Here is a 21,603-nt window from a genome sequence, read left to right as displayed (position 1 = left end):
TTTTTTATATTTATCATGTATATTATAACCATGAGCAAGAGATAAACGAGATTTATTTCTACTCACCCCCCAATAACATTGAGCAGCAAATCAATCCCCCCATTGATTTGTTGTCCAGATTATCATATTCATATTCCCCTCAGAATATTGAACTGAAAGGTCCGGCTCCCCCGCCGGGCCCTTTTTCTGTCCTCAGATCCAGTCAAAAAAGCTATAATGAAAGCTATCATCATTCGAGAGGGAGTCAATTAATGCGCAAATATCAACCCAAGTACCAGTCCAGATTCAAGAAACATTATCAAAACATGATTCGTGCCAACCGATACACTGAGGCTGATTTCAGAACAGTAGAAGAGCAGATTTTGAGTGGTCAACCAGTCGCTGAAAAGTATGATGATCACGTCATTAAGAGCAGAAAGCCTCAACGAGCCTTGTTCATCAAGGGCAGTTGGTTATTAATTTATGAAATTGTCGGCGACACGGTGCGCTTTTTGGATACTGGCCGCCATGGCGAAATATAGTTGAGAGTGGAACGAGAGGCGTTTTGATAACTCGAACGTCTGCCAAATCGACATCCCACCAATTCAAAAGTCAATATCGTTGCAAAACCAACCGTCATCAATCATCATAAAGGCCATATTGAAAGCACACTTTCAATGATTCCATTTAAATGACAATTAAGGAGCATTCACATGAAAGCAGCAATTATTAATGATTTTACCCGTGGTCCGGAGTACGGCGATTTCCCCAATCCCAAAGTCGAAGATGGTGAAGTTGAGGTCCACATCTTGGCGGCCGCAGTCAGCCAACTCGCCCGCGCCAGGGCAAACGGCACTCACTATTCCGCAGCCAGCACCCTACCGATCGTCCCCGGCGTAGATGCCGTTGGTGAAACGGCCGACGGTGAACACGTCTACTTCAACAGCAGCAATAACGTTTATGGGACTTTGGCCGAAAAAGCAGTCGTCAACCGACGGGCACTGTTCCCAATCGATAATACCGCTGATCCGGCGGTTGTCGCCGCTACAGCTAACCCGGCAATGTCGTCGTTTATGGCGATCAAGGAACGCTTGGGCGAAGACAAGATCCGCGGCAAGCGAGTCTTAGTGCTGGGCGCAACCGGCGCTTCAGGCCAACTTGCTATCCCCATCAGCATTAGTTTTGGTGCGACCGAAGTAATCGGCGTCGGCCGCAATCCAGAAAAACTAGCAAAATTGAGCCAATTTGGTGTCACCTCAACCATCAAATTAACTGATAACGATGATCAACTAAAAGCTGACTTGGCCAAGATTGGCGACGTCGACGTGGTTTTGGACTATTTATGGGGCGACATTGCGGCAACTATGATTACCGATATGATTGCCCAGCGCCAAGATCCGCAACACACTTTAACCTGGGTTCAAATCGGCTCCATGGCCGGCCAGAGCTCACCGCTGAAAGGCAGCTTGTTTCGAAGTATTGACTTCCATTTAATCGGCAGTGGCTTCGGCTCGTTCACCGCAGCCAACTTGGCGGATGATATGCCGGCTTTATTGAAGATGATTACCGATGGCAAGATTGCAGTACCGTTGACTACCTTCCCACTCAGCCAGATTGCTGAAAAATGGAATGATTATGGCGATAATCGATTGGTATTTCTGCCATAAATGTCAGTGTGAAAAAATAAGCGCTTAGCTTCCAGAGTACAAGGGGGATTAACCCAATATCCAGGATTTGGACATTGGGTTAATCCCCCTTGTATGGCCGGAAGCTGCTTATTTTTTCACAATTCCGCTAGGTAAAAGCGAAAAAACTAAACGAGGGCTTGGACAAAACAGATCGTCTTGTCCAATCCCTCGTCAGTTAGTACTAATCGATTTCAGGTTAATTCAATTTAAAATTCACCGTCCGTTGGTTATTCCAAGCCAACTCGGGCAAAGATTTCACCAACATGGCGAATGTGGTAATGGTAATCAAAAGCATCGTTGATTTGATCTTCACTCAAAGCATCAGTGATCTTCTTATCGCCTTCAACCAAGTCACGGAACTGAATGCCCTTATCCCATGATTGTTTAGTCAATGGTTGAACCAAGTCGTATGCCTGTTCACGAGTCATTCCGGCATCGATTAACTTCAACATCACCCGCTGGCTGTAAATCAAGCCGTAGGTCAGGCCCATGTTGCTCTTCATCCGTTCTGGGAAAACGGTTAGTCGATCCAGGATCCTGGTGAAGCGGTGCAGCATGTAATCCAACAGTGTCAAGGTGTCAGGAATAATGATCCGTTCAGCTGATGAATGTGAGATATCTCGTTCATGCCATAAGGCAACATCTTCATAAGCAGTTACCATGTGGCCGCGAACAACCCGTGCCAAGCCACAAATATTTTCGGATCCAATTGGATTCTTCTTATGCGGCATCGCAGAAGAGCCCTTTTGGCCGGCATCGAAATGTTCTTCAACTTCATGAATCTCGGAACGCTGCAGTCCACGAATTTCAGTGGCAAATTCTTCCAAGCTGGTGGCAATCAGTGCCAAGGTTGAAATATAATCGGCGTGCAGATCACGCGGGAGAATTTGACTGGTAATTTCCTGGGCACGTAAACCAAGTGAGTCACACACGTACTGTTCAACAAACGGCGGCACATTGGCAAAGGTTCCCACAGCACCGGAAATTTGGCCAGCCTCCAGTTCCTTAGAAGCAGTCGCAAACCGACGCTTGTTACGGTTCATTTCAGAATACCAACGCGCCAGCTTTAACCCAAAGGTGGTTGGTTCAGCTTGAACACCGTGGGTTCGGCCAATCATGACAGTATCCTTGTATTTTTTAGCTTGTTTGGCAATCACATCAATAAATGCATCAATATCTTTTCGAATAATTTCGTTGGCCTGCTTGATTCGAACACCCCAGGCAGTATCAACGACATCGGTACTGGTAACCCCATAATGGATCCATTTTTTCTCTGGGCCAAGTGATTTGGAGACGTCGCGGGTAAATGCCACGATATCGTGATGGGTCACCGCCTCGATTTCGGCGATGCCATCAACGTCAAACTTGGCGTTCTTCTTAATCTTCTCAACGTCCTCAGCGGGGATCTTCCCCAGCTTGGACCATGCTTCATCAATGGCAATTTCAACTTTGAGCCATGAAGCGTATTGGTTTTGCAGTGACCAAATGTTGCTCATTTCAGGTAAAGAATATCTATCTATCATAACGAGTCCTTTCTACTAAATAATGACAGGATAATAATACCATATTGTTCACTTTTTGACTATATTATGAGAATAATAATTACCTTTCGTTCGTATTCGGTTTCAAAGTCGAATATTAAACGTTTTACTTGTAAAAATTATTAACCTTTTGGTTGATTAATGGAATACAAGTTGGTATTATTAAAAATGCTGGGTAGATTCCTGGCAATAAAATTTAGAGGTGTTCATATGTCATCTATTGTGATTGTTGGAAGTCAATGGGGCGACGAAGGGAAAGGTAAGATTACCGATTTCTTCGGCCAAAGTGCTGATATTATTGCCCGCTATCAAGGCGGCGACAATGCCGGCCACACCATTGTATTTAACGGCAACAGCTATCATTTACAACTGATTCCATCAGGTATTTTTGATCAGGAAAAGTACAGTGTAATTGGTAACGGTGTTGTCGTTAACCCCAAATCCCTGATCAACGAAATGGACAATTTGAAAAAGGATGGAATCAGTACTGATAATTTGAGAATTTCCAACCGTGCTCAAGTTATCATGCCATACCACATTCTCTTCGATGGTCTCCAGGAGCAAAAGAAGGATTCTAAGATTGGGACAACCAACAAAGGAATTGGCCCTGCTTACATGGACAAATACGAGAGAATTGGCATCCGAATTGCCGATTTACTTGATAAGGATATCTTTGAAGAAAAGCTTCGAAGCAATCTACAAGTTAAGAACGAATTACTCACTAAAATCTATGACCATGAACCATTAGAATTTGAACCGATCTTCAATGAATATAACGAATACGCCGATCGCATCCGCCCATACGTTGTTGATGCTTCCTATATTATTAACAACGCGCTGGACGATCACAAAAATGTTTTATTTGAAGGCGCTCAAGGGGTCATGCTTGATGTTGACCACGGAACTTATCCGTTTGTCACTTCATCGAACCCAAGTGCTGGTGGTGCCGCCGTTGGAACCGGGGTTGGCCCTAATCGGATCGACCACGTGATCGGTGTCTGCAAAGCCTATACTTCACGTGTCGGCGAGGGTCCCTTCCCAACCGAACTCCACGATGAAATCGGTGATCATATCCGGGAAGTCGGCCATGAATATGGCGTTGTAACCAAGCGCCCACGCCGAATCGGCTGGTTCGACAGTGTGGTTTTACGCCACTCGGCGCGTGTCAGCGGCTACACCCATTTGGCACTGAACTGTTTGGATATCCTAACCGGTATTAAAACTTTGAAAATCTGCGTTGCTTATGAATTAAACGGCAAGAAGATTGACCATTATCCCGCAACCTTAAAAGAACTCGATGCCTGCAAGCCTGTTTACGACGAATTGCCGGGATGGGACGAAGACATTACCAAGTGCAAGACATTTGATGAACTACCAACCAACGCTCAAAATTATTTAAACCATGTCCAAAAAGCAGTCGGAGTCCCTTACGCAACCTTCTCAGTCGGTCCTGACAGAGAACAGACGAACGTCGTGGAAAAAGTTTGGTAAAAAACAGTGAGCGGATCCAAGCGGTTAGAAGTCGGAGCCTAAGTTCCTCTAACGGAATTCCGGGCCTTGGAATTTTGTTAGAGGTGCTTAGGTGCAGACTTCTGCTTGGAGGAGCTGTCCTAAAACAGTGAGCGGAGCAAAGCGCTTAGAAGTCAGTGCCTAAGTCTCCTCTAACAGAATTCCGGGTCTTGGAATTTTGTTAGAGGTGCTTAGGCGCAGACTTCTGCTTTGCGGAGCTGTCCTAAAGTCGCAAGAAGAGTCAGGCGCTTATAAACTGTCTACCTGACGGAGCTGTCCTAAAGTCGCAAGAAGAGTCAGGCGCTTATAAACTGTCTACCTGACGGAGCTGTCCTAAAACCTCGGAGGTAAATCATGGAAGTATTTGATTACGAAGATATTCAACTCATCCCTAACAAGAACATTATTAAGAGTCGGAGTGAAGCTGACACTTCAGTAAAATTCGGACCTAAGACATTTAAGATCCCCGTTGTTCCTGCCAATATGGAAACCGTTATCGATGATGACCTGGCCGTTTGGCTGGCACAAAACGGTTACTTCTACATCATGCATAGATTTCAACCTGAAAAGCGTGAAGGTTTCATCAAAATGATGCATTCAAAGGATCTTTATGCTTCTATCAGTGTTGGAATCAAGCCAGAAGAATATGAATTCATCGACAAGTTGGTTGCCGACAACGAGAAGCCTGAATATATCACGATTGACGTTGCTCATGGTCATTCAGACTATGTTATCCAGATGATTCATTACATCAAGGAACAATTACCAGACAGTTTCTTGATTGCCGGAAACTTGGGAACACCTGAAGCTGTCCGCGAAATTGAAAATGCCGGCGCTGACGCTACCAAAATTGGTGTGGGACCTGGTAAAGCATGTATCACCAAGCTCAAGACCGGGTTTGGTACCGGCGGCTGGCAGTTAGCTGCACTGCGTTTGTGCTCCAAAGCAGCTCGGAAGCCAATGATCGCCGACGGTGGTATTCGTTACAATGGCGATATCGCCAAGTCTGTGCGGTTTGGTGCTTCAATGGTGATGATCGGTTCATTATTTGCCGGTCATGAAGAAACTCCTGGTAACCTGATCAGTATTGATGGCAAGAAATACAAGCAATACTGGGGGTCAGCATCCGAGCGTCAAAAGGGTGCCTACCGCAACGTTGAAGGCCGACAAATGTTGGTTCCTTACCGTGGTCACATCTCAGATACTTTGAACGAAATGCAACAAGATCTGCAGTCGTCGATTTCATATGCCGGTGGCCGCAAGTTGAATGATATTACCAAAGTTGATTACGTGATCGTTAAAAATTCAATCATGAATGGTGACTAACACCGTTTAGATGGTAATAAGGTGCCGTGATACAGCTGAATGGCTGCGTCACGGCACCTTTTTAGATCGAATTTATCAACAGAACGATATAATACTTGCCTTTTGAATATGCAAACGGCTACACTTAATATTAAATGAATCATCATGAAGGGACTTGTTGTCAATGGATAACCTGTTTGACGTTTTACAAATGGTGCGCTTTAACCATTTAGCATTCGATTCTTCGCAGGTCGTTATCACCGATGTTGAGGGGAAACCTAACGGGATTTTAACCGACCTGTTCCGTGACGTGGTCAACAAAGTCAATTTATTCATCGACTTATCTGAAGCTCACGATGCCGGTGATGTGGTTGCGTCCCTCAAGGCCCACACCCCACTGCCATCCGATGTTTTGGATGAGTATGGAAAGATTTTGCGCGAACCACTTGTCGGAATTAATTTCGCGCCTCAAAAAGGTCAAATCGAGTTGTTGGTACGGGGATAATTGAATTTTTATGTAGGAAAGATATCCGCAGTGAGGCGGATATTTTTTATTTGGTAATTGGCATCTTTGACCTTGTACCGCTGCCACCTGGTTAAAATACGCTCCGACAGCACCACTGCTACCTAGTGGAAAATGCGCTCCGACAGCACCACTGCTACCTAGTGGAAAATGCGCTCCGACCCCCTGATCCCTACTGCACAAGAAAAGACGACCAACGATGAACAAGTTCATCATTGGCCGCCTTCCCTTGTGCTCCGGGATCAACCCGGGGCTCTTCACGCTCTTAATTTAATGCCCAAGCACCCATTCCTTGTGAATGGTAAATCCGTGCTGCGTCGTTTACTTGTTCGCGCCAGTCATTACTTGTTGTGTAAAGTGATTGGTACAAACCGTGAGCAGTTGAGCTTGGGTTTTGTGCTGTTGGGTTGTTTCTTGATTCACGGTAACTGATGGCCATCCAAGTTGATGCTGAAACACCAGTCTTTTGTTCCATCAATTGAGCTGCTTGTTCAGCAACTGAACCGCTGGTAGCAGTGCTAGTTGAAGTTGATGCTTGGCTAGTCTGTGCTTGGTTGGTTTGAGTTTGAGCTGGTTGGCTGTAACTCTGAGTCTGTTGAGTCGTTGCGGTTGCTGCATGTGCACTACCTTGAGTATTTGATGCGGTGTCAGCTGAAGGAATTGTTAATTGCTGACCAACTTGAATGACGTTTGCATCCTGAAGGTTGTTTGCGCTCTCGATAGCCTTTACTGAGGAATTATATTGTTGTGAGATTCCCCAAACGGTGTCGCCTGACTTAACTGTAACTACTGTGCTTGCTGAAGCATATGCGGATCCTGCGAAGAATAAACCAATAGCTGCGGCTGAAGTAGCGAAGATCATAGATAATACTTTTTTCAAAATTACACACTCCTATATCTGTGTTCTGTGTCTAGAATTTTTGTTGACCTCGTCGATCAACAATACATAGTGTATAGTTACGAAGTTACCATCCAATATCACGCGTATTAAGAAAAACCGTCTCCGCGTAACTAATGTAACGAGTGAGTAATGTTTGTTAAATTAAGAATGACCAGTATTTAGGTAAAACGTTGTTAAAGTAGCAATGCTAACCGTTTTCATGCATTTTCAAATGTTTCAAACCGATGCCGGTGAAACCGCTGATGATCGAAAAAATTGGTGAAGAAAGACTAAATATCGCAAATGGCAGGTAAGAAATCGTGGAAACTTGAAGCGTATTGGCGGCAAAAACACCTGCCACGCCCCATGGAATCAAGTAATTAATCACCGTGCCGCCATCTTCAAGAGCCCGACTCAGGGCAACCGGCGCTAATTTTGCTTTATCAAAAGTTGATTTAAAGGCATTCCCAGGTAAAATGACCGATAAATACTGTTCCCCAACAAAGACATTGACACCAATGCCACTGAGGATAACGGCCAAAATGAGCGAGCCATTTGACTGCAGCTTCCGTGATAATGGCCCCATCACAGCATCAATCACACCGAATTTCATCAACAAACCACCCAGGGCCAGGGCTGAAATGATCAAGGCAATGGTCGCCATCATGCTGGCAATTCCGCCACGAGTCAATAATTGATCGACATTTTTATTGCCAGTATGGGACACATAGCCATTGGTCAACGTGTTGACGACTGCTTGAATCTTGGTCTTGGGTTCCTCAACGTACAGCATCCCGACCGCTACCAAAATATTGATAAACAGTGTTGGAATGGCCGGAATTTTTCGCCAAGCACATAAGAACATCAACACAATAGGAACAAATGCCCACAAGGAAATGCTGAAATGCTCGGTCAAAACGTTGATCGTTCGGTCAATTGAAGCGGTATTGAGTTGCGCATTGGTGCGGCCAATCAAAAAGAAGACAATCAATGATGTGAAGAACGCCGGAATCGTTGACCACATCAGATTGCGAATGTGACTGAATAAATCAGCACCCACTACCGCAGCAGCCAAGTTGGTTGAATCCGACAACGGCGAGGTCTTATCGCCAAAGATTGCCCCGGAAATGACCGCCCCGGCAATCATGGCCGGATTAATGCCCATGGTGAGCCCCATCCCAAGAAAGGCGATCCCGATGGTCGAGACAACCGTAAAGGCACTCCCAATGGCGGTACCAACAATCGTACAAACCAGAAAGACCGATGGCAGGAACCACTCGGCACTAATCAAATGAAAACCATAGACCATCAGTGATGGAATCACCCCGGCAGCGATCCATGAGCTAATCAAAGCCCCGATCAAAATAAAAATAAACATCGGAATAATCCCGGTTGAAATCCCGTTGATGATGCCCTGATTGACAGAGTCCCAAGAAAAGCGGCGAACTTTAGCCCAGGCAATCAACAGCAGAATCACAAACAAAATTGGAATTTGCGGTGAAATTTGCAGCTTGATCACACTGAAGCCCATAATCAATAGCATCATCAGTAGAACGACAATGCCCTCGGTTAAACTAATCGTTGGTTCTTTAACATCATTTTCCATTACACATACTCCTCCATATAAAAAGCGTCCCTCAATCCAAAAATAGACTAAGGGACGCTTCAGCGTGGTACCACCCAGTTTAGCTGCACATGTACAGCTCACTCACTAGATGATATCGGCTCTAGTTATTATCCGTTAAACTCCGCCACGGTATTTCGTTAATCCATCCTGACCGATTCGCATCTCCCACCGGCTTTCTGACCCTCAGATGAATGAACTACTTCATGTGGCATTGAATGATTAAATTAATAGTTGGTGCTGCGAATCCCAAAGAATTCTTCGGGATAGTAAATCTTGCCGCCCTTTTGATATAGGGCCCCGTCGAACAATGGCTTGATCAAATTATCATTGAAATCAACCGCCACCGTTGGCAGGATATTGAAATTATCAGCAGGCACATAGTTGTTTTTAAAGAAGAAATCAGAATGATCGATTGCGCTGACCGCATGATAGCCGGCTAAGCGGGCCCGAGTTTCTAATTCGATGACCATTTCCTGACCAATCCCGTCGTTTCGATAGCCGTGTAAAACACCAATCTCAACAATGGAAACAATTGGAAATTTGCCTGTCGCAGAACGAACTTCGGCCGGGACCATCAATGCATGGCCAACCACTCGATGATCGTGATCTTTGGCCACCACTTCAAATTGATCATGATAGGATTCACTGTCGCGCAGACGATCAACCATGTCAACCTCGTCACCATCTGTGTTGGGCCCGTCATTTTGATAACTATCTGCGATAATACCTCGTACAGCCGCATAATCTTTGCGATCAATTGTCTCTACTGAAAATTTCACAATTTCATCTCACTATCTATATTTTTCCAACTTGTCTATAATTATATCTAAATGGTATCACAAATTTCGTTATGAAAGTTGGTCAATCATGTCAACAAAATCTAAACTAACCATAATTAGCATTTTAACATATTGTGCCTTTATTATCTTGGCTTTCTTCACCAATATCCTGTCCCCAGCCAAAATTGGCATCACTTGGACAATCTTTTGGTATATTGCCGCCGCTGGAATCATCTACTACCTGTGGTTCAAAAACCTGGTCTTTCAGCGAGTCATGTATTACAGCAAGGCACTTCATCTCACCCAAACCGACTTGGCGAAAATGCTGCCCAATCTCAAAGAAAGCCAAGTGGTTCCCGATCCTGCCAAACGAGCCATTATCGCGCCGATATTTAACTTTCCGCTTCAAGGCTTGGACATCCTAAATGCCAAGTTGACGCCCATGGCAAAACAAAAGGGCATCAAACCATTTCGGTAGACTGCCCGTCAAATTGATTGAACTTCTGATATTTTTTGATCGAAATATTTTCTTAATTTATCTTTGGGGTAAATGCCACTCACCTTTTCAGCAGCTTTGCCATTTTTGAAAATGACCAGGCTGGGAACGCTTAAGACATGGTACTTCTCAGCAATTTCCTGGTTGCCGTCGACATTCATCCTGCCAAAGTGAATTTGATCACCGTAGTCAGCTTCCAAGTCAGCCAAAATGGGGTCCAAAATCTTGCAGGGACCGCACCAAGGCGCCCAGAAATCGATCACGGTGAGTGGATTGTTGGTTTCGGCCGCTAAATTATTCGGCGTTATTTCCGTGCTCATCGTTAATCCTCCGCTTTTTTCTTACATAGTGAATAATCAAAGTAATGATAACCGCTGCTATCACGATCCCGCCAAAAGCCGTCGCTGGAATTTCAATGTCAATTGCCGGAATCGACAGGAATAATTTCAAGGCAATAATGGCAATTAACACGTAGGCCATCGGCTGAAGCTCAGGGATAATCCCCATCAACTTCATGATGACTTCAGCGACGCCCCGCATGGCCAGAATTCCGATCATCCCACCAAGCAGGACAATCACCGGGTTGGACGAAATCGCCAACGAAGCCAGAACCGAGTCGATTGAAAAGACCACATCCATAAACTCGATTTGGGCGACCACCGACCAGAATAGTGAAATGCCGTGGCGTTTGCTGCCAGCCAGTTTCTTAGTTCGAACAATCTTGGTTTTTCGGAAAAATTGGTAAACCAGATAAAACAGGTACAGCGAGCCGATAACCTTAATTTCCCAAAAATGAATCAGGTAAGTCCCCACCCCAATGATCAGGAAACGGAACAGGTAGGCGCCCCATAAGCCATAGAACAGGGACTTTTCCCGCTGAACTTTAGTCGGCAGCGCCTGTGTCTGGGCAGCGAGAACCACCGCATTATCGACCGACAACAAACACTCAATCGTGACTAGCGACAGAATAATCAGCCAGTCACTTCCGCTGGTAATCACCGTTTCCCAATTATGAGGATCAAAAAATGGACCATATAAATTAGAAACCCAATTCAACAATGTGGCATTCACCTCAACAAATTTTCATTTAAACGTGGTCAACAATGTAATCGCTAGTCATACACGTTCATTAATTGCTTTTAAATCATAACGGCTCAGCTGATATTTGACAATTAGGCGGTTTAATTTGGCGGCATAATGAGGATCGGTTGCGTACCCATTGGCCTGCAGCAAGCGCGTCGACTTTCGATAACTCAAAATATTTTTAGCTTTGATAAACTTCTCGCTGACCAGTTGATTGTGATCGGCAATTGAGGCCGCCAAATTCGGATACTTTCTGAACTGAGCCAGGACTTTGATTGATTTACCGTTCTCGACCTCTCGGGTATAGAACTGGACCGACTGACCGTGGTAAGTCCCCTTGATGCCAAATAAATTATTGGCGGTGGTTGTCAGTTCAGAAGTGCCAAACTGAGATTCCAAAATGGCTTGAGCGATCACGACGCTCGGTAACACTTGCCGATTCTTCAAGTACAGCTTGACGGCCGGCGTGCCAACGCGGTTGATAAAGCTTCGTTTTTGGCGAGTCGAGAAATGATCAGGCCTTTTTTGAACCAAAGTTGGCACGGAATTTCGCTGTGCATGGTGACTTAACTTCCCACGCAGGGAAACGCCCGCGATCAACACCGCAAACGTCACTAATAATATGACAATAACCCGCCAACTTTGTTTTCGCAACTTGATTTCTCCCCGCTCATATCCTCAATACATTAGTTTAACTCATTGAAGGTGATTTGGTCAGCTACTTTAAAAAACTTTACTTCATTCGATTTGATCAGGTCATCCGTCAACTGAATTTTGGCAACTGATTTAGCGTGATATGGCTGATAGTAGTAATTTCGGCTCTCACAGCAGACGGCTGCCCGGTAGACGGAATAAGTCGGCTGGTGCTCCTTACTTTTGGGAACATTCACTGAGTCCAACAGGTGCCAGCAATTATCCACGGCCTCATTTTCATTTTGGGGGATGTCAATTCTTTCCTTCAGGTATGCTGCCCGAATAAATCGCGATCCTGGTGAATATGAGCCGGGCGGAATTGACTTGCCGGACACGTTGCCGGTCGTCACCCGCGGTGTGTTGAGAGGGACGGTTCCGTTGACAAAATCCGGGGTAAAATCCAAATACTTGTTTAATTTGTCAATTTGCCGATCGAAATGGTTGCTGTTGGTCAAGACTCCCAAGGGATTTTCAATGATTTCAATTGGGGTGGTGACCGGTTCGATGACGACAATTCGCCCGGTTGGATCGCAGGCAGCAAAGTGCAATTCACTGTGGCCATACTTCATTAAGCTGTACTTGTCAGCCATCAGTTCAATTTCTTCAATATGGTCCTCGATGTCTTTAACTGATCGATAATTGGACAGCAAAAAGAACGACAGCTCAAACGGTGCCAGATGGATTTTGTTCTCACCCGGCGTTTCGACTAGCTGGCTGCCGTTGGTAAAGGTCAATTTTTGAACCGCCAGGCCAAATTCATTAACCCCGTCAGACATATCAATTCGTTTGGCGTGCTGGTGGCCGGACCCAAGCGTCGCATATTTAGTGACGTAACGTTTGTCGTCATATACCGAGTGCCAACCGTAGTTGCGGGGCACAAAGACGGGATGAGCTCCCAGCTGCGGCCAGTCCATCGTCCGTGACAACACATGGGCGCCGTCTTCATGGCCAATTTGAAAAATACTTGTACACACGTTAAGAACCTCCCATCAAAAATGGTCGACTAAATTTCACAACAATTTTCCCAATATAACACAAAACGCCCAAAACGTATCGCACTAGCCTTTATAAAATGGTAAACTCTTAATATATGAGCCTTTTTCATACATACATATTTAGGGGACGAATCAATGAAGGAAACTATCGCAAAATTACACAAAAATCGCTTATTCACGCTGTTAGTATGGCTGATTATTACATTTATTGCAATTATAACCGCTCCAAACGTGACCGATACACTGCAGTCATACAGCCAGCCCACCTTTTCCAAAGACTCACAACCGGCGCAAGCTCAGCAGCTGCGAAATGATTGGGGGTACAATCTGGGAAAAGCGTCTACCATTAACGTGGTCTACACGAACCCAAACGGCAAGATCACCGCTAAGCAGCAGACGAAGATTGACAATGCCTTGAATAAACTCAAAGCCCATCAATCATTTTACAGTATCAAGAAGATCGTTACCATCAACACCAACGTGGCCGGCAAACAGCAGTTGTTGTCTAAAGATGGTTCCACCCAAATTGCCAGCTTGGATATCGATGCCAAAAGCAGTACCCTGCGCGTTTTGACCAATGAATTGGTTGGTGAAGTCCAGGTGTCTGGATTAAAGTCCTACGTCACCAGTCCGGAAATTGTCCGCGACGTCAATAATGAAAAAACCGCGCAAGTTACCAACATCATTTTGATCACATTATTTGTGGTTTCAATGCTGATTGTGGGAATTTACTTCCGGTCGTTATTTGCACCGGTCATTTCTTTCATTACATTATTTGCGGCATTTACGACTTCATTTAGTATCTCAACGGCATTGGCCAAACATTTTCACTTTGCCTTCACTCAATACACGCCACTTGAAATCGGAATTGCCACCGTGGTGATCGGCACCATTTGGAACATCTACATCTACCGCAAACTCAGAAGCGTGCTGGCACTCCAACGAGAAGCGCGTTACGCCACCCAGCAGACAATTGCCGACCTACGCTTTCCAATCACCATTGTCGGCAGTGCGTTGGCCATCATCTTCGCCTGCTGTGGCTTCATTAACTATGACCAATTACAATCACTGTGGGTTCTTGGCATCACCTACGTTGTCTTAATGCTGGCCGTCTTGACCCTGAACGCTGTTTTCCTGGCCGCTTTAGGGGAAAGTATTTTCTGGCCGTCCAGTGCCCCATTGAGTGCGATGAAGTCCCACTTCTGGAACCGGGCAACCGATTTTTCACTCTGGCAGCCGATTGCCGCCTTTCTGGTCGTTCTATATCTGACCCTACCGTTCATTTACTTCTACCATACCAGCCTGAACTTTTCTCCAATGACCAACTTAACGCAGACTAATCAAGCCGTTAAAGGGGCCCACGTTCTCCAGGCACATTTTTCACAGGGTAAAGCCACGCCGATCACGATTTACCTTAAAAACGATCAGCCCTTGGATAACGAAAAATACCTGCAGCATTTGGACCAACTAACCACTAAACTTCAGCATACCAAAGGGGTTAGTGCCGCTTATTCATTAACGCAGCCAAGTGGGATGCCGATCGAAAAGTATTACGTTTCCAATCAACTTGAGTCCATCGGGTTAAACGCCAAGCAGGCAACCGGACAACTTTCACAGGCCTCCAATGGCATCGAAACCAGCGGCAGCAACCTGAATTTGTCCGGCCTCAAGCAACAGGTCAAGGACATGCAGAGCCTGGTTAAAAAGAGTAATCAAATTGTGGAAGACAGCTCCAGCTTAGCCTCACAGGTTAACAGTGTTGCTGCCAACTCCAGTGTCGCCGTCCAGCGGGGCGCCTCACGCAGAGTCCGCATGTATCAGCAGAAGATTAACGAATTGAATCAGTCCTTACAAAGTGTTTCGTCAGGCATCAGCCAACTGAACGCGGAGGGATCGGTCATTCAAAATTACGGTCAAAACAGCGCCAATAATCTTGAGAGTTACAGTCAACAAATTAGCCAAGTCCAGAAGCAACTAAAACAGGTCAGTTCCCAGGTTAATTCCTCGACTGATCAGTTAAACAACATCTATGATTATTTGAATGGTCTCCAAAAGTCCGGTGCGGCCAATGTCTATTACATTACCAAAGCGCAGCTGGCGGACACCGACTTCTTGCAGACGATGCTTAACTACACCAGCCAGGACAAGAAGATTACCACCATTCAAGTTGTCATGAACAACGCCCCATCCAGCAAAACCAACCTTAAGCAGGTTAAGATGCTCGAAGCTCAAGTTGGCTTGCAGCTGCGGGGAACTCCGCTGTCGTCAGATGAGGTTGCCTTCACTGGCGAGCCGATTACACAATCCATTAACCAGTCCAAACTCAATCATCATTTCATTACTTTATTGGCAATAGTGATTATCGGGATTTTGGTGACTGTCTTCGTTGTCAGTCGTTCGATTCTCCAACCGCTGTATTGGACCGTTGCATTCGTAATGTCTGCGATCACCGGCTTTCAATTAACCTATCTGACCATGCATTATGTCACGGGCACCAATCAATTTGACTGGCAGGTGCCAATTCTTGCAATCAGCATCCTGACCGCGATTGCCGCCTGGCAGATCATTGCGTTGGGCTTGTCATTCAGATACACGGAATTGTCACTGCTGGAATGGATTCGGCCAACCATGGCCAGTTACGGCAAGATTGTCCGCTACATTCTGCTAGTCGTGATTGCCTTGGCAATTGGCCTCACATTTGGTGCATCGTTTGCAATGATTGAAACGGCATTGATCGTCATTTACACGGTCTGCGTCTACTACCTGATCTTGCCAATGATTGTCACTTCGATGGGGAAATTGGCCGTAACCTTGCCCAATAAAGACAATCTTTTGAGGAATAAATAAATAATTTATTAAGATTTCTATTTTTGCCACGTCATCTTCAGACAAATTTAATCCAAATCATGGCGACATTTTTCAAAAAAGTCACTCAATTCACATTGGGCGGCTTTTTTAATTGCTCAGTTATAAACACCCTCAAATCAGCTTGTGGAAACGGTTATTCACAAGCCAGGTTACCAATGTTTCAACTGCCATATGACATTTAACTGCATTGCAAATTGTTTGTTACACTTTTGCAACAATTCATTGGTATTGTTATCACTGTAGATTTGATAGGGAGTTGTTGATAAAAAATGAAATTACATACAAAAATATTACTTACGCTAGTAGCATTCTTCACATTATCATTTGCCGGTTTCCAAGATGCTCAAGCATCCAAAGCTGCCGACACTGATGTTTCATATTCAGCCGTTTATAAAGTTGCTAAGCAAAACCTCGGCAAGCCATATGTTTATGGTGCCACTGGTCCTTCAGCATTTGATTGCTCAGGCTTTACCAGTTACGTTTACAAAAAGGCTGCGAGTGTCACCCTTCCTCGTACTGCCCAAGCACAATACAACGCCGGCCAGAAGGTATCATACAAGAACCTGCAAAAAGGTGATTTGGTATTCTTCGGTTGGAGCGCAGCATCAATTTCTCACGTTGGTTTATACATCGGCAACGGTAAGATGATCGATGCTCAAAACCGCGGTGTCATCACCGAAACTGTTAAAGCACCATGGTGGAATTACGTTGGTTCCGCTCACGTCGTTAACTTTGACTCAGATGACGCTACCGACGATTAATCTTTTTAACACATAGCAACATAACAACAATTCAATCAACTATCACCTGAAGAGGCTGGAAACATTCGGCTCTACAATATCTGTTGTTGGTAATAGATTTTTATCTATTACTGATGACAGATTTTTTGTTTTTCATTAGAATAAAAAAAGCGGACATTTCCTGTCCGTTCATCAAAACCAACAACCACGAAGATTTTAGAGAAAGAAGGAAATGCCCTATGTCAAATGATACTACGAAAATGTTGTTAGGAATAGATGATGAACACTTAAAAATTGAGAATGGCAAAATAGGTGATGATGGGGTAATCAGATTAAATGGATCACTGAACTATTCTCCCAAGGCCTGCCGCAATTGTGGGGTTATTAATGATCACCAGATCATTGGCTATGGTTGGCGGAAGACCACCATTAGATTCGCTAAAACATTGGGCAGCACGGTTATCCTATGCCTCAATCGGCGAAACTTTCACTGTAAGGCTTGTCATACCAACTTCCTGGCGCAGACGAGTGCAGTGCCGAAGCACTGCACGATTTCAAATACAACCCGGAAACAATGTTTAGAGAAGTTAACGGAACCAGTGAGCCTCAAACACATTGCCAATGAATTGTCCACTTCGGATTCATTCGTTGGTCGGCAGCTCTTGCGCGCTGAACACGACTTTCAAACCAACTGGCACTACTTACCCAAAGTTCTCCTCATGGACGAAGTTAAAAGTACTAAGAGCGCCACCGACGCGATGAGCTTTGAATTTATGGACGCGGAAACCCACGAATTGATTGACCTGTTGCCCTTTAGAACCATCTATCAGCTTCAAAAGTACTTCCAACATTATGACCAAGCCGCGCGAGAAAATGTGAAAATTATCGTTACCGATATGAACTATACCTATCCCAAATTGGTTGGGCAGATCTTCCCGAACGCCATCGTTGTCATCGATCCCTTCCACCTGGTTAACGCTTTAAACCGGGCTTTTAATAAGACGCGAGTGCGTCTCATGAAAACCCTGGCCACTTCCTCACGCCAGTATCACGCCTTGAAACGCTATTGGAAACTATTATTAACGCCGGCCAATCACCTTAACTACGAGGCTTTCCGTAAGTGGACAAACTTCCCTTATCCGGCAACTGCCACGGATGTGGTTGATGCTTTACTGGACATTGATCCCGAGCTCAAGCAAACTTACGACGTGATGAATCGGTTACGTGAAACCATCAAAAACCGCGACTGGCCCAACTATAATCAAGCCTTTCACCACCTGCAGGGGTGCTCGGAAGAGATGTTGGCAGCCCTCCAAACCTTGGCGGCTCATCATGATGAAATTGGCAACACTTTCACCCACCACTACACCAACGGGCCATTAGAAGGTTCAAACAACAAGATTAAAGTCATTAAGCGCACTGGATTTGGTTACCGAAACTTCTTCAGATTCCGGCTAAGAGTGCTGTTCGCTTTTCGAGTTCATACAAAAAGAGCCCTAATCACCAAGTGATTAGAACTCCAATATTTTGTTCACCAACAACAGTTGACGAAGAACCAAACATTCATTTGTTTCCAGCCTCTTTTTGTAATTTCGGCTTCACTTGGTATATTGGTAGTAGACAATTCTTCAAAGGAGCTACAGATATGGATCGCAAAATCAAATCTCCCAGTACCCCAGACATGGGCGATTACCTCAAGGTATTTGCCTGCGCGGCCGTCATGCTGCAAATCATTCTAGGTCGAGCCCTGCAAACTCATCCGACTGTCAATATCCAGATCGGCATTGGCATTTGTTACAACCTCATCAAATTCACGGCACCAGCGTTCATTACCGGAATCCTGTATACGACCATGCGAGTCACTCACGACACCGATTTAAGCTACCCGGGCTATCTCCAGCAAATGTGGCATGCGTCATTCATCCCCACCATTGCTTGGACCCTGATCTACTTATTAATCATGCCAAATGTCCAGCAAGTCGAGCATTATCACACGATTGGCGACTTTGCCTGGCAATTCATCAACGGGAATGCTGCACCCCACCTTTGGTACAATTCGATGATGTTGCAATTCATCATTCTGATGCCGCCTTTCTGGTGGCTGGCCAGCTGGTGTGGCCATAATCAACAGCGTGGCCGGCTGGTTCTGCTGCTGACTTCGGTGGTCCAGTTGGTCTGGTTAATCTTCTATGACACCCAAGTCTTTCACGGCCCGCACGCCAAGGATTGGTACCTGCTGGACAGACTATTTGTCAGTTTCTTATTATATGCAGTTGTCGGGACTCTGGCTTGGCAGTATCGCCAAGTGGCCCATCGCTGGCTCCAAAAACACGGGTTGATAACCGTTTTTGCTCTGGGATCGTTCGTTTGGATTAACTGTGAATTATTTGCCTTCAAGTTCCCCGTTCAACTGACTAACGCCCCATACTACAAACCATCGATGACCATTTATGACCTCAGCATCATTAGTTTGATTGCTGCTTTAGGCGACTCCCAGCTTAGACGGAAACTCCAGGTCACTCATCTGATTCACCGCTTGGCCAACTTTGCCTATCCAGCCTTTTTGTCCAACGTCTTTTGGAATCAACTGCTTTGGCGAACATTTGGCCAAGGGTTGATGAGTCGCCAACCAGTTTTAGGCATTTTCTCCGTCTACATTGGAACTTGGCTACTGTCATTTGCCTCAGCGATTACGATTCACCAAAGCTGGTCGTGGCTTAACAGACATTTTCGACGACGGTTAATGTAGTCGCGGTTCATTTTGCCTTGCTCTTGGAACCCGGGTCGAGTGGAGAATGTATCGGTTAATCAAATCAACAATCTGCTTGTTTTCCGGTAAATCAGAGTGCTGGGCGTTGGAACCAGACACTGTGATCGTTGTAAAATGACGAACGGCGCCTTGAAAGACATACCGGCCGGCAGCAACACTTACCAGCGGCACTAATCCATCAGACGTGTAGTTCTTAGTGCCGGCAACTGAGTAGACGCTCAAATTATTGGGCAGCTTGTTGCGATTCTTGATGAAATCCGATAACATTTGCGTCTTGTTATCAATTGACCGCTCATTGAAATTAAACGGCGACCCAATCGTCATCAACTTAGTCATCCAAACGTCATTAGAATATTGATCAAAATAATTTTCCAAAAATACGGTGTAAATTAAGCCACCATTAGAATGTCCTATCGCTTTAAAATTATTAAAATTCAATCGACTGACCAAGGTATGGAAAATGACGTTAAATTGGCGGGCCTGTTGCTTGATGTTACTATAACCGTCCTTGTTATTTTGAAAGCCAACCACAATGAATGGCTCGTTGTCCCCCGGTCTCAGCCGGCCGGTGAAGTGGAGTTTGTCATCGTTGGTAATTTTGACCTTCAATAAACTATGCGGATTCGTGCGGTTGTGGTTGATCTCACTGACTAAACCATCAAAACGGTTTTCGGTGGCCGAACTCCCCGGAATCATGATGACTGGCGATAACTGAGAGTTATGGTGCCGGGTTAACTCACTGACATTTTGGTGTGACCACTAGAGTGAAGCGACAATCAAGCCAACTGACAGCAACACCGCAAGAAGACTCCATAACCAGATTTTAACTGTCCGTTTCATCATTGCTCACCCCGGTTTCGATCAAGCCGATCATACAGTTTGACAAATGGCATATAGATCAGCACATCCACGAAAATCAGAACCGCTCCGAGAATGAGCGCCAACCAATTGCCATTGGTGCCCAAGAAACCAATCAAAGGCCCCGGCGTCCCTGAAGGTACCGGATAAACGGCTGCCGGAATCCATTTGAGCGCCAGAAAAGAAGCAGCAACCAGCATGTTAACCAGTGGTGCCAGCAGAAACGGAATCAGAAAAATCGGGTTGTAAACGATTGGGATCCCCAACATCATCGCATAATTATTATTAAACAGCGCCGGAAAAATTGACCACTTCGAGACAGTCAAAAAACGCTGTCGTTTGGAGAAGACTAAAATTGCAATAATCATCGCCAGTACCGCGCCATTGCCGCCAAAATTGGCAAAGCTGTGAAAGAGGGTCACATCGGTATATTTGAATGGCACATTGAAGGCTGACCCTGTTTTGAGAGCGTGATTCAAATTGGTCAACGCTGCTGGATCGGTAAAGGTCGGACTTGCAGAAAACGGTCCGCCAACCGCCATCCAAGACAGCAGATCCGTCAACAATCCCATGCCGATGACATAGGAAAGCGCGCTGGCCTGAACCGCATGCAAGGCAGTTGACGAGATGAACGATTGAACCTCCGGACTTCTGGTGAGGCTGACAACAACATTGACCACAATTGAAAACACAACCACCAGCAGCAAGGGCCAAATGATTTGGTAGGATCGTAACGCCCGGCGTTTCTCAAAGGCAACAATGATCCGCCCAACGATATAGCCAATTATCAAGGCAATTAACAGTCCCTGCCCCATCAAAGTGCTGTTAAACAGCAATCGCCCGTGGCTATGGGGCTGATAGGCAGCCATCAAGAACGCCAGCAGGCCGATAGCACCTGACAACGCCGATGTTTGGCGCCCGTATGCTTTTACCGTACAGTAGGCAATCCCGTAAGCGCCGTATAAGGCAATCATGTCAACCGTACAGTGGACAATCAGCCCCAATAGCTGTGAAATCTGCCTCGCAGCGGGCAGCCACTTGGTCACCCCGAATACGGTGGCAACAAACCCACTGGGCGTCAAAAAAGAATATTTCAAGACCTCGGCAAAACTTCCCAGTAACATAATTGGAAACAGCAGCGCCAAAGTATCCTGAATCACACGGGCAAACTTGCTCTGATAAGCTTTCATTGAACGGGCCATTAATTGATCCATGCCAATCCCCCCTGGAATCGTTCATTTAATCACTCTTATTCTGTTTTATCTGCCA

General features: G+C 45.4%; 19 protein-coding genes and 1 pseudogene. 10 read left to right on the top strand and 10 right to left on the bottom strand.

Annotated features, from left to right (window positions below):
• Positions 1-251 precede the first annotated feature (251 nt).
• Both KE627_RS08430 and KE627_RS08425 read left to right on the top strand, forming a co-directional pair.
• Positions 252-521 (top strand): type II toxin-antitoxin system YafQ family toxin, encoded by a 270-nt coding sequence (locus tag KE627_RS08430; RefSeq protein ID WP_013727337.1) that lies wholly within the window; start codon positions 252-254, stop codon positions 519-521.
• Between the two features lie 171 nt (positions 522-692).
• A complete protein-coding gene (locus KE627_RS08425; protein ID WP_056939018.1) occupies positions 693-1,646 on the top strand; it encodes an MDR/zinc-dependent alcohol dehydrogenase-like family protein in 954 nt (317 codons plus the stop codon).
• 248 nt (positions 1,647-1,894) lie between these two features.
• On the opposite strand, the gene purB is transcribed toward KE627_RS08425, so the two are convergent.
• On the bottom strand, positions 1,895-3,190 hold the full coding sequence (gene purB, locus KE627_RS08420; protein ID WP_013727336.1) for an adenylosuccinate lyase: 1,296 nt from the start codon (positions 3,188-3,190) through the stop codon (positions 1,895-1,897).
• Positions 3,191-3,418: 228 nt separating this feature from the next.
• Between purB and KE627_RS08415 the strand changes: the two genes are divergently transcribed.
• The 3 genes from KE627_RS08415 to KE627_RS08405 all read left to right on the top strand — a co-directional run bounded on the left by KE627_RS08415 (position 3,419) and on the right by KE627_RS08405 (position 6,527).
• Positions 3,419-4,699: an adenylosuccinate synthase gene (locus tag KE627_RS08415; RefSeq protein ID WP_013727335.1), complete on the top strand. Its 1,281-nt coding sequence runs from the start codon at positions 3,419-3,421 to the stop codon at positions 4,697-4,699.
• Positions 4,700-5,071: 372 nt separating this feature from the next.
• Positions 5,072-6,043: a GMP reductase gene (locus tag KE627_RS08410; protein ID WP_013727334.1), complete on the top strand. Its 972-nt coding sequence runs from the start codon at positions 5,072-5,074 to the stop codon at positions 6,041-6,043.
• A gap of 163 nt (positions 6,044-6,206) precedes the next feature.
• A complete protein-coding gene (locus KE627_RS08405) occupies positions 6,207-6,527 on the top strand; it encodes a hypothetical protein (RefSeq protein ID WP_014939495.1) in 321 nt (106 codons plus the stop codon).
• A 283-nt stretch (positions 6,528-6,810) separates the two neighbouring features.
• Here the strand turns inward: KE627_RS08405 and KE627_RS08400 are convergent, their stop codons facing one another.
• The 3 genes from KE627_RS08400 to KE627_RS08390 all read right to left on the bottom strand — a co-directional run bounded on the left by KE627_RS08400 (position 6,811) and on the right by KE627_RS08390 (position 9,831).
• Positions 6,811-7,425: a LysM peptidoglycan-binding domain-containing protein gene (locus KE627_RS08400; protein WP_013727332.1), complete on the bottom strand. Its 615-nt coding sequence runs from the start codon at positions 7,423-7,425 to the stop codon at positions 6,811-6,813.
• A gap of 208 nt (positions 7,426-7,633) precedes the next feature.
• Positions 7,634-9,031 (bottom strand): Na+/H+ antiporter NhaC, encoded by a 1,398-nt coding sequence (nhaC, locus tag KE627_RS08395; RefSeq protein ID WP_056939019.1) that lies wholly within the window; start codon positions 9,029-9,031, stop codon positions 7,634-7,636.
• 245 nt (positions 9,032-9,276) lie between these two features.
• On the bottom strand, positions 9,277-9,831 hold the full coding sequence (locus KE627_RS08390) for a GNAT family N-acetyltransferase (RefSeq protein ID WP_013727330.1): 555 nt from the start codon (positions 9,829-9,831) through the stop codon (positions 9,277-9,279).
• 88 nt (positions 9,832-9,919) lie between these two features.
• Here KE627_RS08390 and KE627_RS08385 point away from each other — a divergent pair, with 88 nt between their 5' ends.
• Entirely contained in the window at positions 9,920-10,309 is a 390-nt protein-coding gene (locus KE627_RS08385) for a hypothetical protein (RefSeq protein WP_013727329.1), read from the top strand.
• Positions 10,310-10,317: 8 nt separating this feature from the next.
• Here the strand turns inward: KE627_RS08385 and trxA are convergent, their stop codons facing one another.
• From trxA to KE627_RS08365, 4 genes are read right to left on the bottom strand one after another with little or no spacing between them, the layout of a single operon-like run.
• Positions 10,318-10,647 carry a thioredoxin gene (gene trxA, locus KE627_RS08380; protein ID WP_013727328.1) on the bottom strand — a complete coding sequence of 110 codons (330 nt, stop codon included), beginning with the start codon at positions 10,645-10,647 and terminating at the stop codon, positions 10,318-10,320.
• Positions 10,622-11,383 carry a TerC family protein gene (locus tag KE627_RS08375; protein ID WP_081464591.1) on the bottom strand — a complete coding sequence of 254 codons (762 nt, stop codon included), beginning with the start codon at positions 11,381-11,383 and terminating at the stop codon, positions 10,622-10,624. The genes trxA and KE627_RS08375 overlap by 26 nt, the downstream gene beginning before the upstream one ends.
• A 60-nt stretch (positions 11,384-11,443) precedes the next feature.
• Positions 11,444-12,064, bottom strand: coding sequence for a glycoside hydrolase family 73 protein (locus tag KE627_RS08370; RefSeq protein WP_056939020.1), 621 nt, complete (start codon positions 12,062-12,064; stop codon positions 11,444-11,446).
• A 32-nt stretch (positions 12,065-12,096) separates the two neighbouring features.
• Entirely contained in the window at positions 12,097-13,077 is a 981-nt protein-coding gene (locus KE627_RS08365) for a linear amide C-N hydrolase (protein WP_013727325.1), read from the bottom strand.
• A gap of 156 nt (positions 13,078-13,233) precedes the next feature.
• Between KE627_RS08365 and KE627_RS08360 the strand changes: the two genes are divergently transcribed.
• From KE627_RS08360 to KE627_RS08345, 4 genes are all read left to right on the top strand, one after another.
• Positions 13,234-15,945, top strand: a complete 2,712-nt coding sequence (locus KE627_RS08360; protein WP_056939021.1) for an MMPL family transporter — start codon at positions 13,234-13,236, stop codon at positions 15,943-15,945.
• 290 nt (positions 15,946-16,235) lie between these two features.
• Positions 16,236-16,727, top strand: coding sequence for a C40 family peptidase (locus KE627_RS08355; protein WP_013727323.1), 492 nt, complete (start codon positions 16,236-16,238; stop codon positions 16,725-16,727).
• 218 nt (positions 16,728-16,945) lie between these two features.
• Positions 16,946-18,217: an ISL3 family transposase gene (locus KE627_RS08350; RefSeq protein ID WP_013727284.1), complete on the top strand. Its 1,272-nt coding sequence runs from the start codon at positions 16,946-16,948 to the stop codon at positions 18,215-18,217.
• A 134-nt stretch (positions 18,218-18,351) separates the two neighbouring features.
• Positions 18,352-19,455, top strand: a complete 1,104-nt coding sequence (locus KE627_RS08345) for an acyltransferase family protein (RefSeq protein WP_146971964.1) — start codon at positions 18,352-18,354, stop codon at positions 19,453-19,455.
• Here KE627_RS08345 and KE627_RS08340 read toward each other — a convergent pair.
• Positions 19,447-20,316 (bottom strand): annotated as a pseudogene (locus tag KE627_RS08340) (alpha/beta hydrolase). The gene KE627_RS08345 and the pseudogene KE627_RS08340 sit on opposite strands and share 9 nt — an antisense overlap.
• The gene (locus KE627_RS08335; protein WP_013727320.1) at positions 20,316-21,548 is read right to left on the bottom strand and encodes a PTS transporter subunit EIIC; all 1,233 of its coding nucleotides are present in this window, start codon (positions 21,546-21,548) and stop codon (positions 20,316-20,318) included. The pseudogene KE627_RS08340 and the gene KE627_RS08335 overlap by 1 nt, the downstream one beginning before the upstream one ends.
• Between the last annotated feature and the right edge of the window lie 55 nt (positions 21,549-21,603).

The sequence above is a fragment of the Lentilactobacillus buchneri genome, from assembly GCF_018314255.1.
Taxonomy (GTDB): Bacteria; Bacillota; Bacilli; order Lactobacillales; family Lactobacillaceae; genus Lentilactobacillus; species Lentilactobacillus buchneri.
The sequence above is the reverse complement of the archived record's forward strand: the minus strand, read 5'-3'. Positions and strand labels throughout refer to the sequence as shown.

Bases quoted from the DNA above. Each gene is read 5' to 3' on its own strand.
- KE627_RS08430 (WP_013727337.1), top strand. From the start codon at position 252: ATGCGCAAATATCAACCCAAGTACCAGTCCAGATTCAAGAAACATTAT.
- KE627_RS08425 (WP_056939018.1), top strand. From the start codon at position 693: ATGAAAGCAGCAATTATTAATGATTTTACCCGTGGTCCGGAGTACGGC.
- purB (WP_013727336.1), bottom strand. From the start codon at position 3,190: ATGATAGATAGATATTCTTTACCTGAAATGAGCAACATTTGGTCACTG.
- KE627_RS08415 (WP_013727335.1), top strand. From the start codon at position 3,419: ATGTCATCTATTGTGATTGTTGGAAGTCAATGGGGCGACGAAGGGAAA.
- KE627_RS08410 (WP_013727334.1), top strand. From the start codon at position 5,072: ATGGAAGTATTTGATTACGAAGATATTCAACTCATCCCTAACAAGAAC.
- KE627_RS08405 (WP_014939495.1), top strand. From the start codon at position 6,207: ATGGATAACCTGTTTGACGTTTTACAAATGGTGCGCTTTAACCATTTA.
- nhaC (WP_056939019.1), bottom strand. From the start codon at position 9,031: ATGGAAAATGATGTTAAAGAACCAACGATTAGTTTAACCGAGGGCATT.
- KE627_RS08385 (WP_013727329.1), top strand. From the start codon at position 9,920: ATGTCAACAAAATCTAAACTAACCATAATTAGCATTTTAACATATTGT.
- trxA (WP_013727328.1), bottom strand. From the start codon at position 10,647: ATGAGCACGGAAATAACGCCGAATAATTTAGCGGCCGAAACCAACAAT.
- KE627_RS08360 (WP_056939021.1), top strand. From the start codon at position 13,234: ATGAAGGAAACTATCGCAAAATTACACAAAAATCGCTTATTCACGCTG.
- KE627_RS08355 (WP_013727323.1), top strand. From the start codon at position 16,236: ATGAAATTACATACAAAAATATTACTTACGCTAGTAGCATTCTTCACA.
- KE627_RS08350 (WP_013727284.1), top strand. From the start codon at position 16,946: ATGTCAAATGATACTACGAAAATGTTGTTAGGAATAGATGATGAACAC.
- KE627_RS08345 (WP_146971964.1), top strand. From the start codon at position 18,352: ATGGATCGCAAAATCAAATCTCCCAGTACCCCAGACATGGGCGATTAC.
- KE627_RS08335 (WP_013727320.1), bottom strand. From the start codon at position 21,548: ATGGATCAATTAATGGCCCGTTCAATGAAAGCTTATCAGAGCAAGTTT.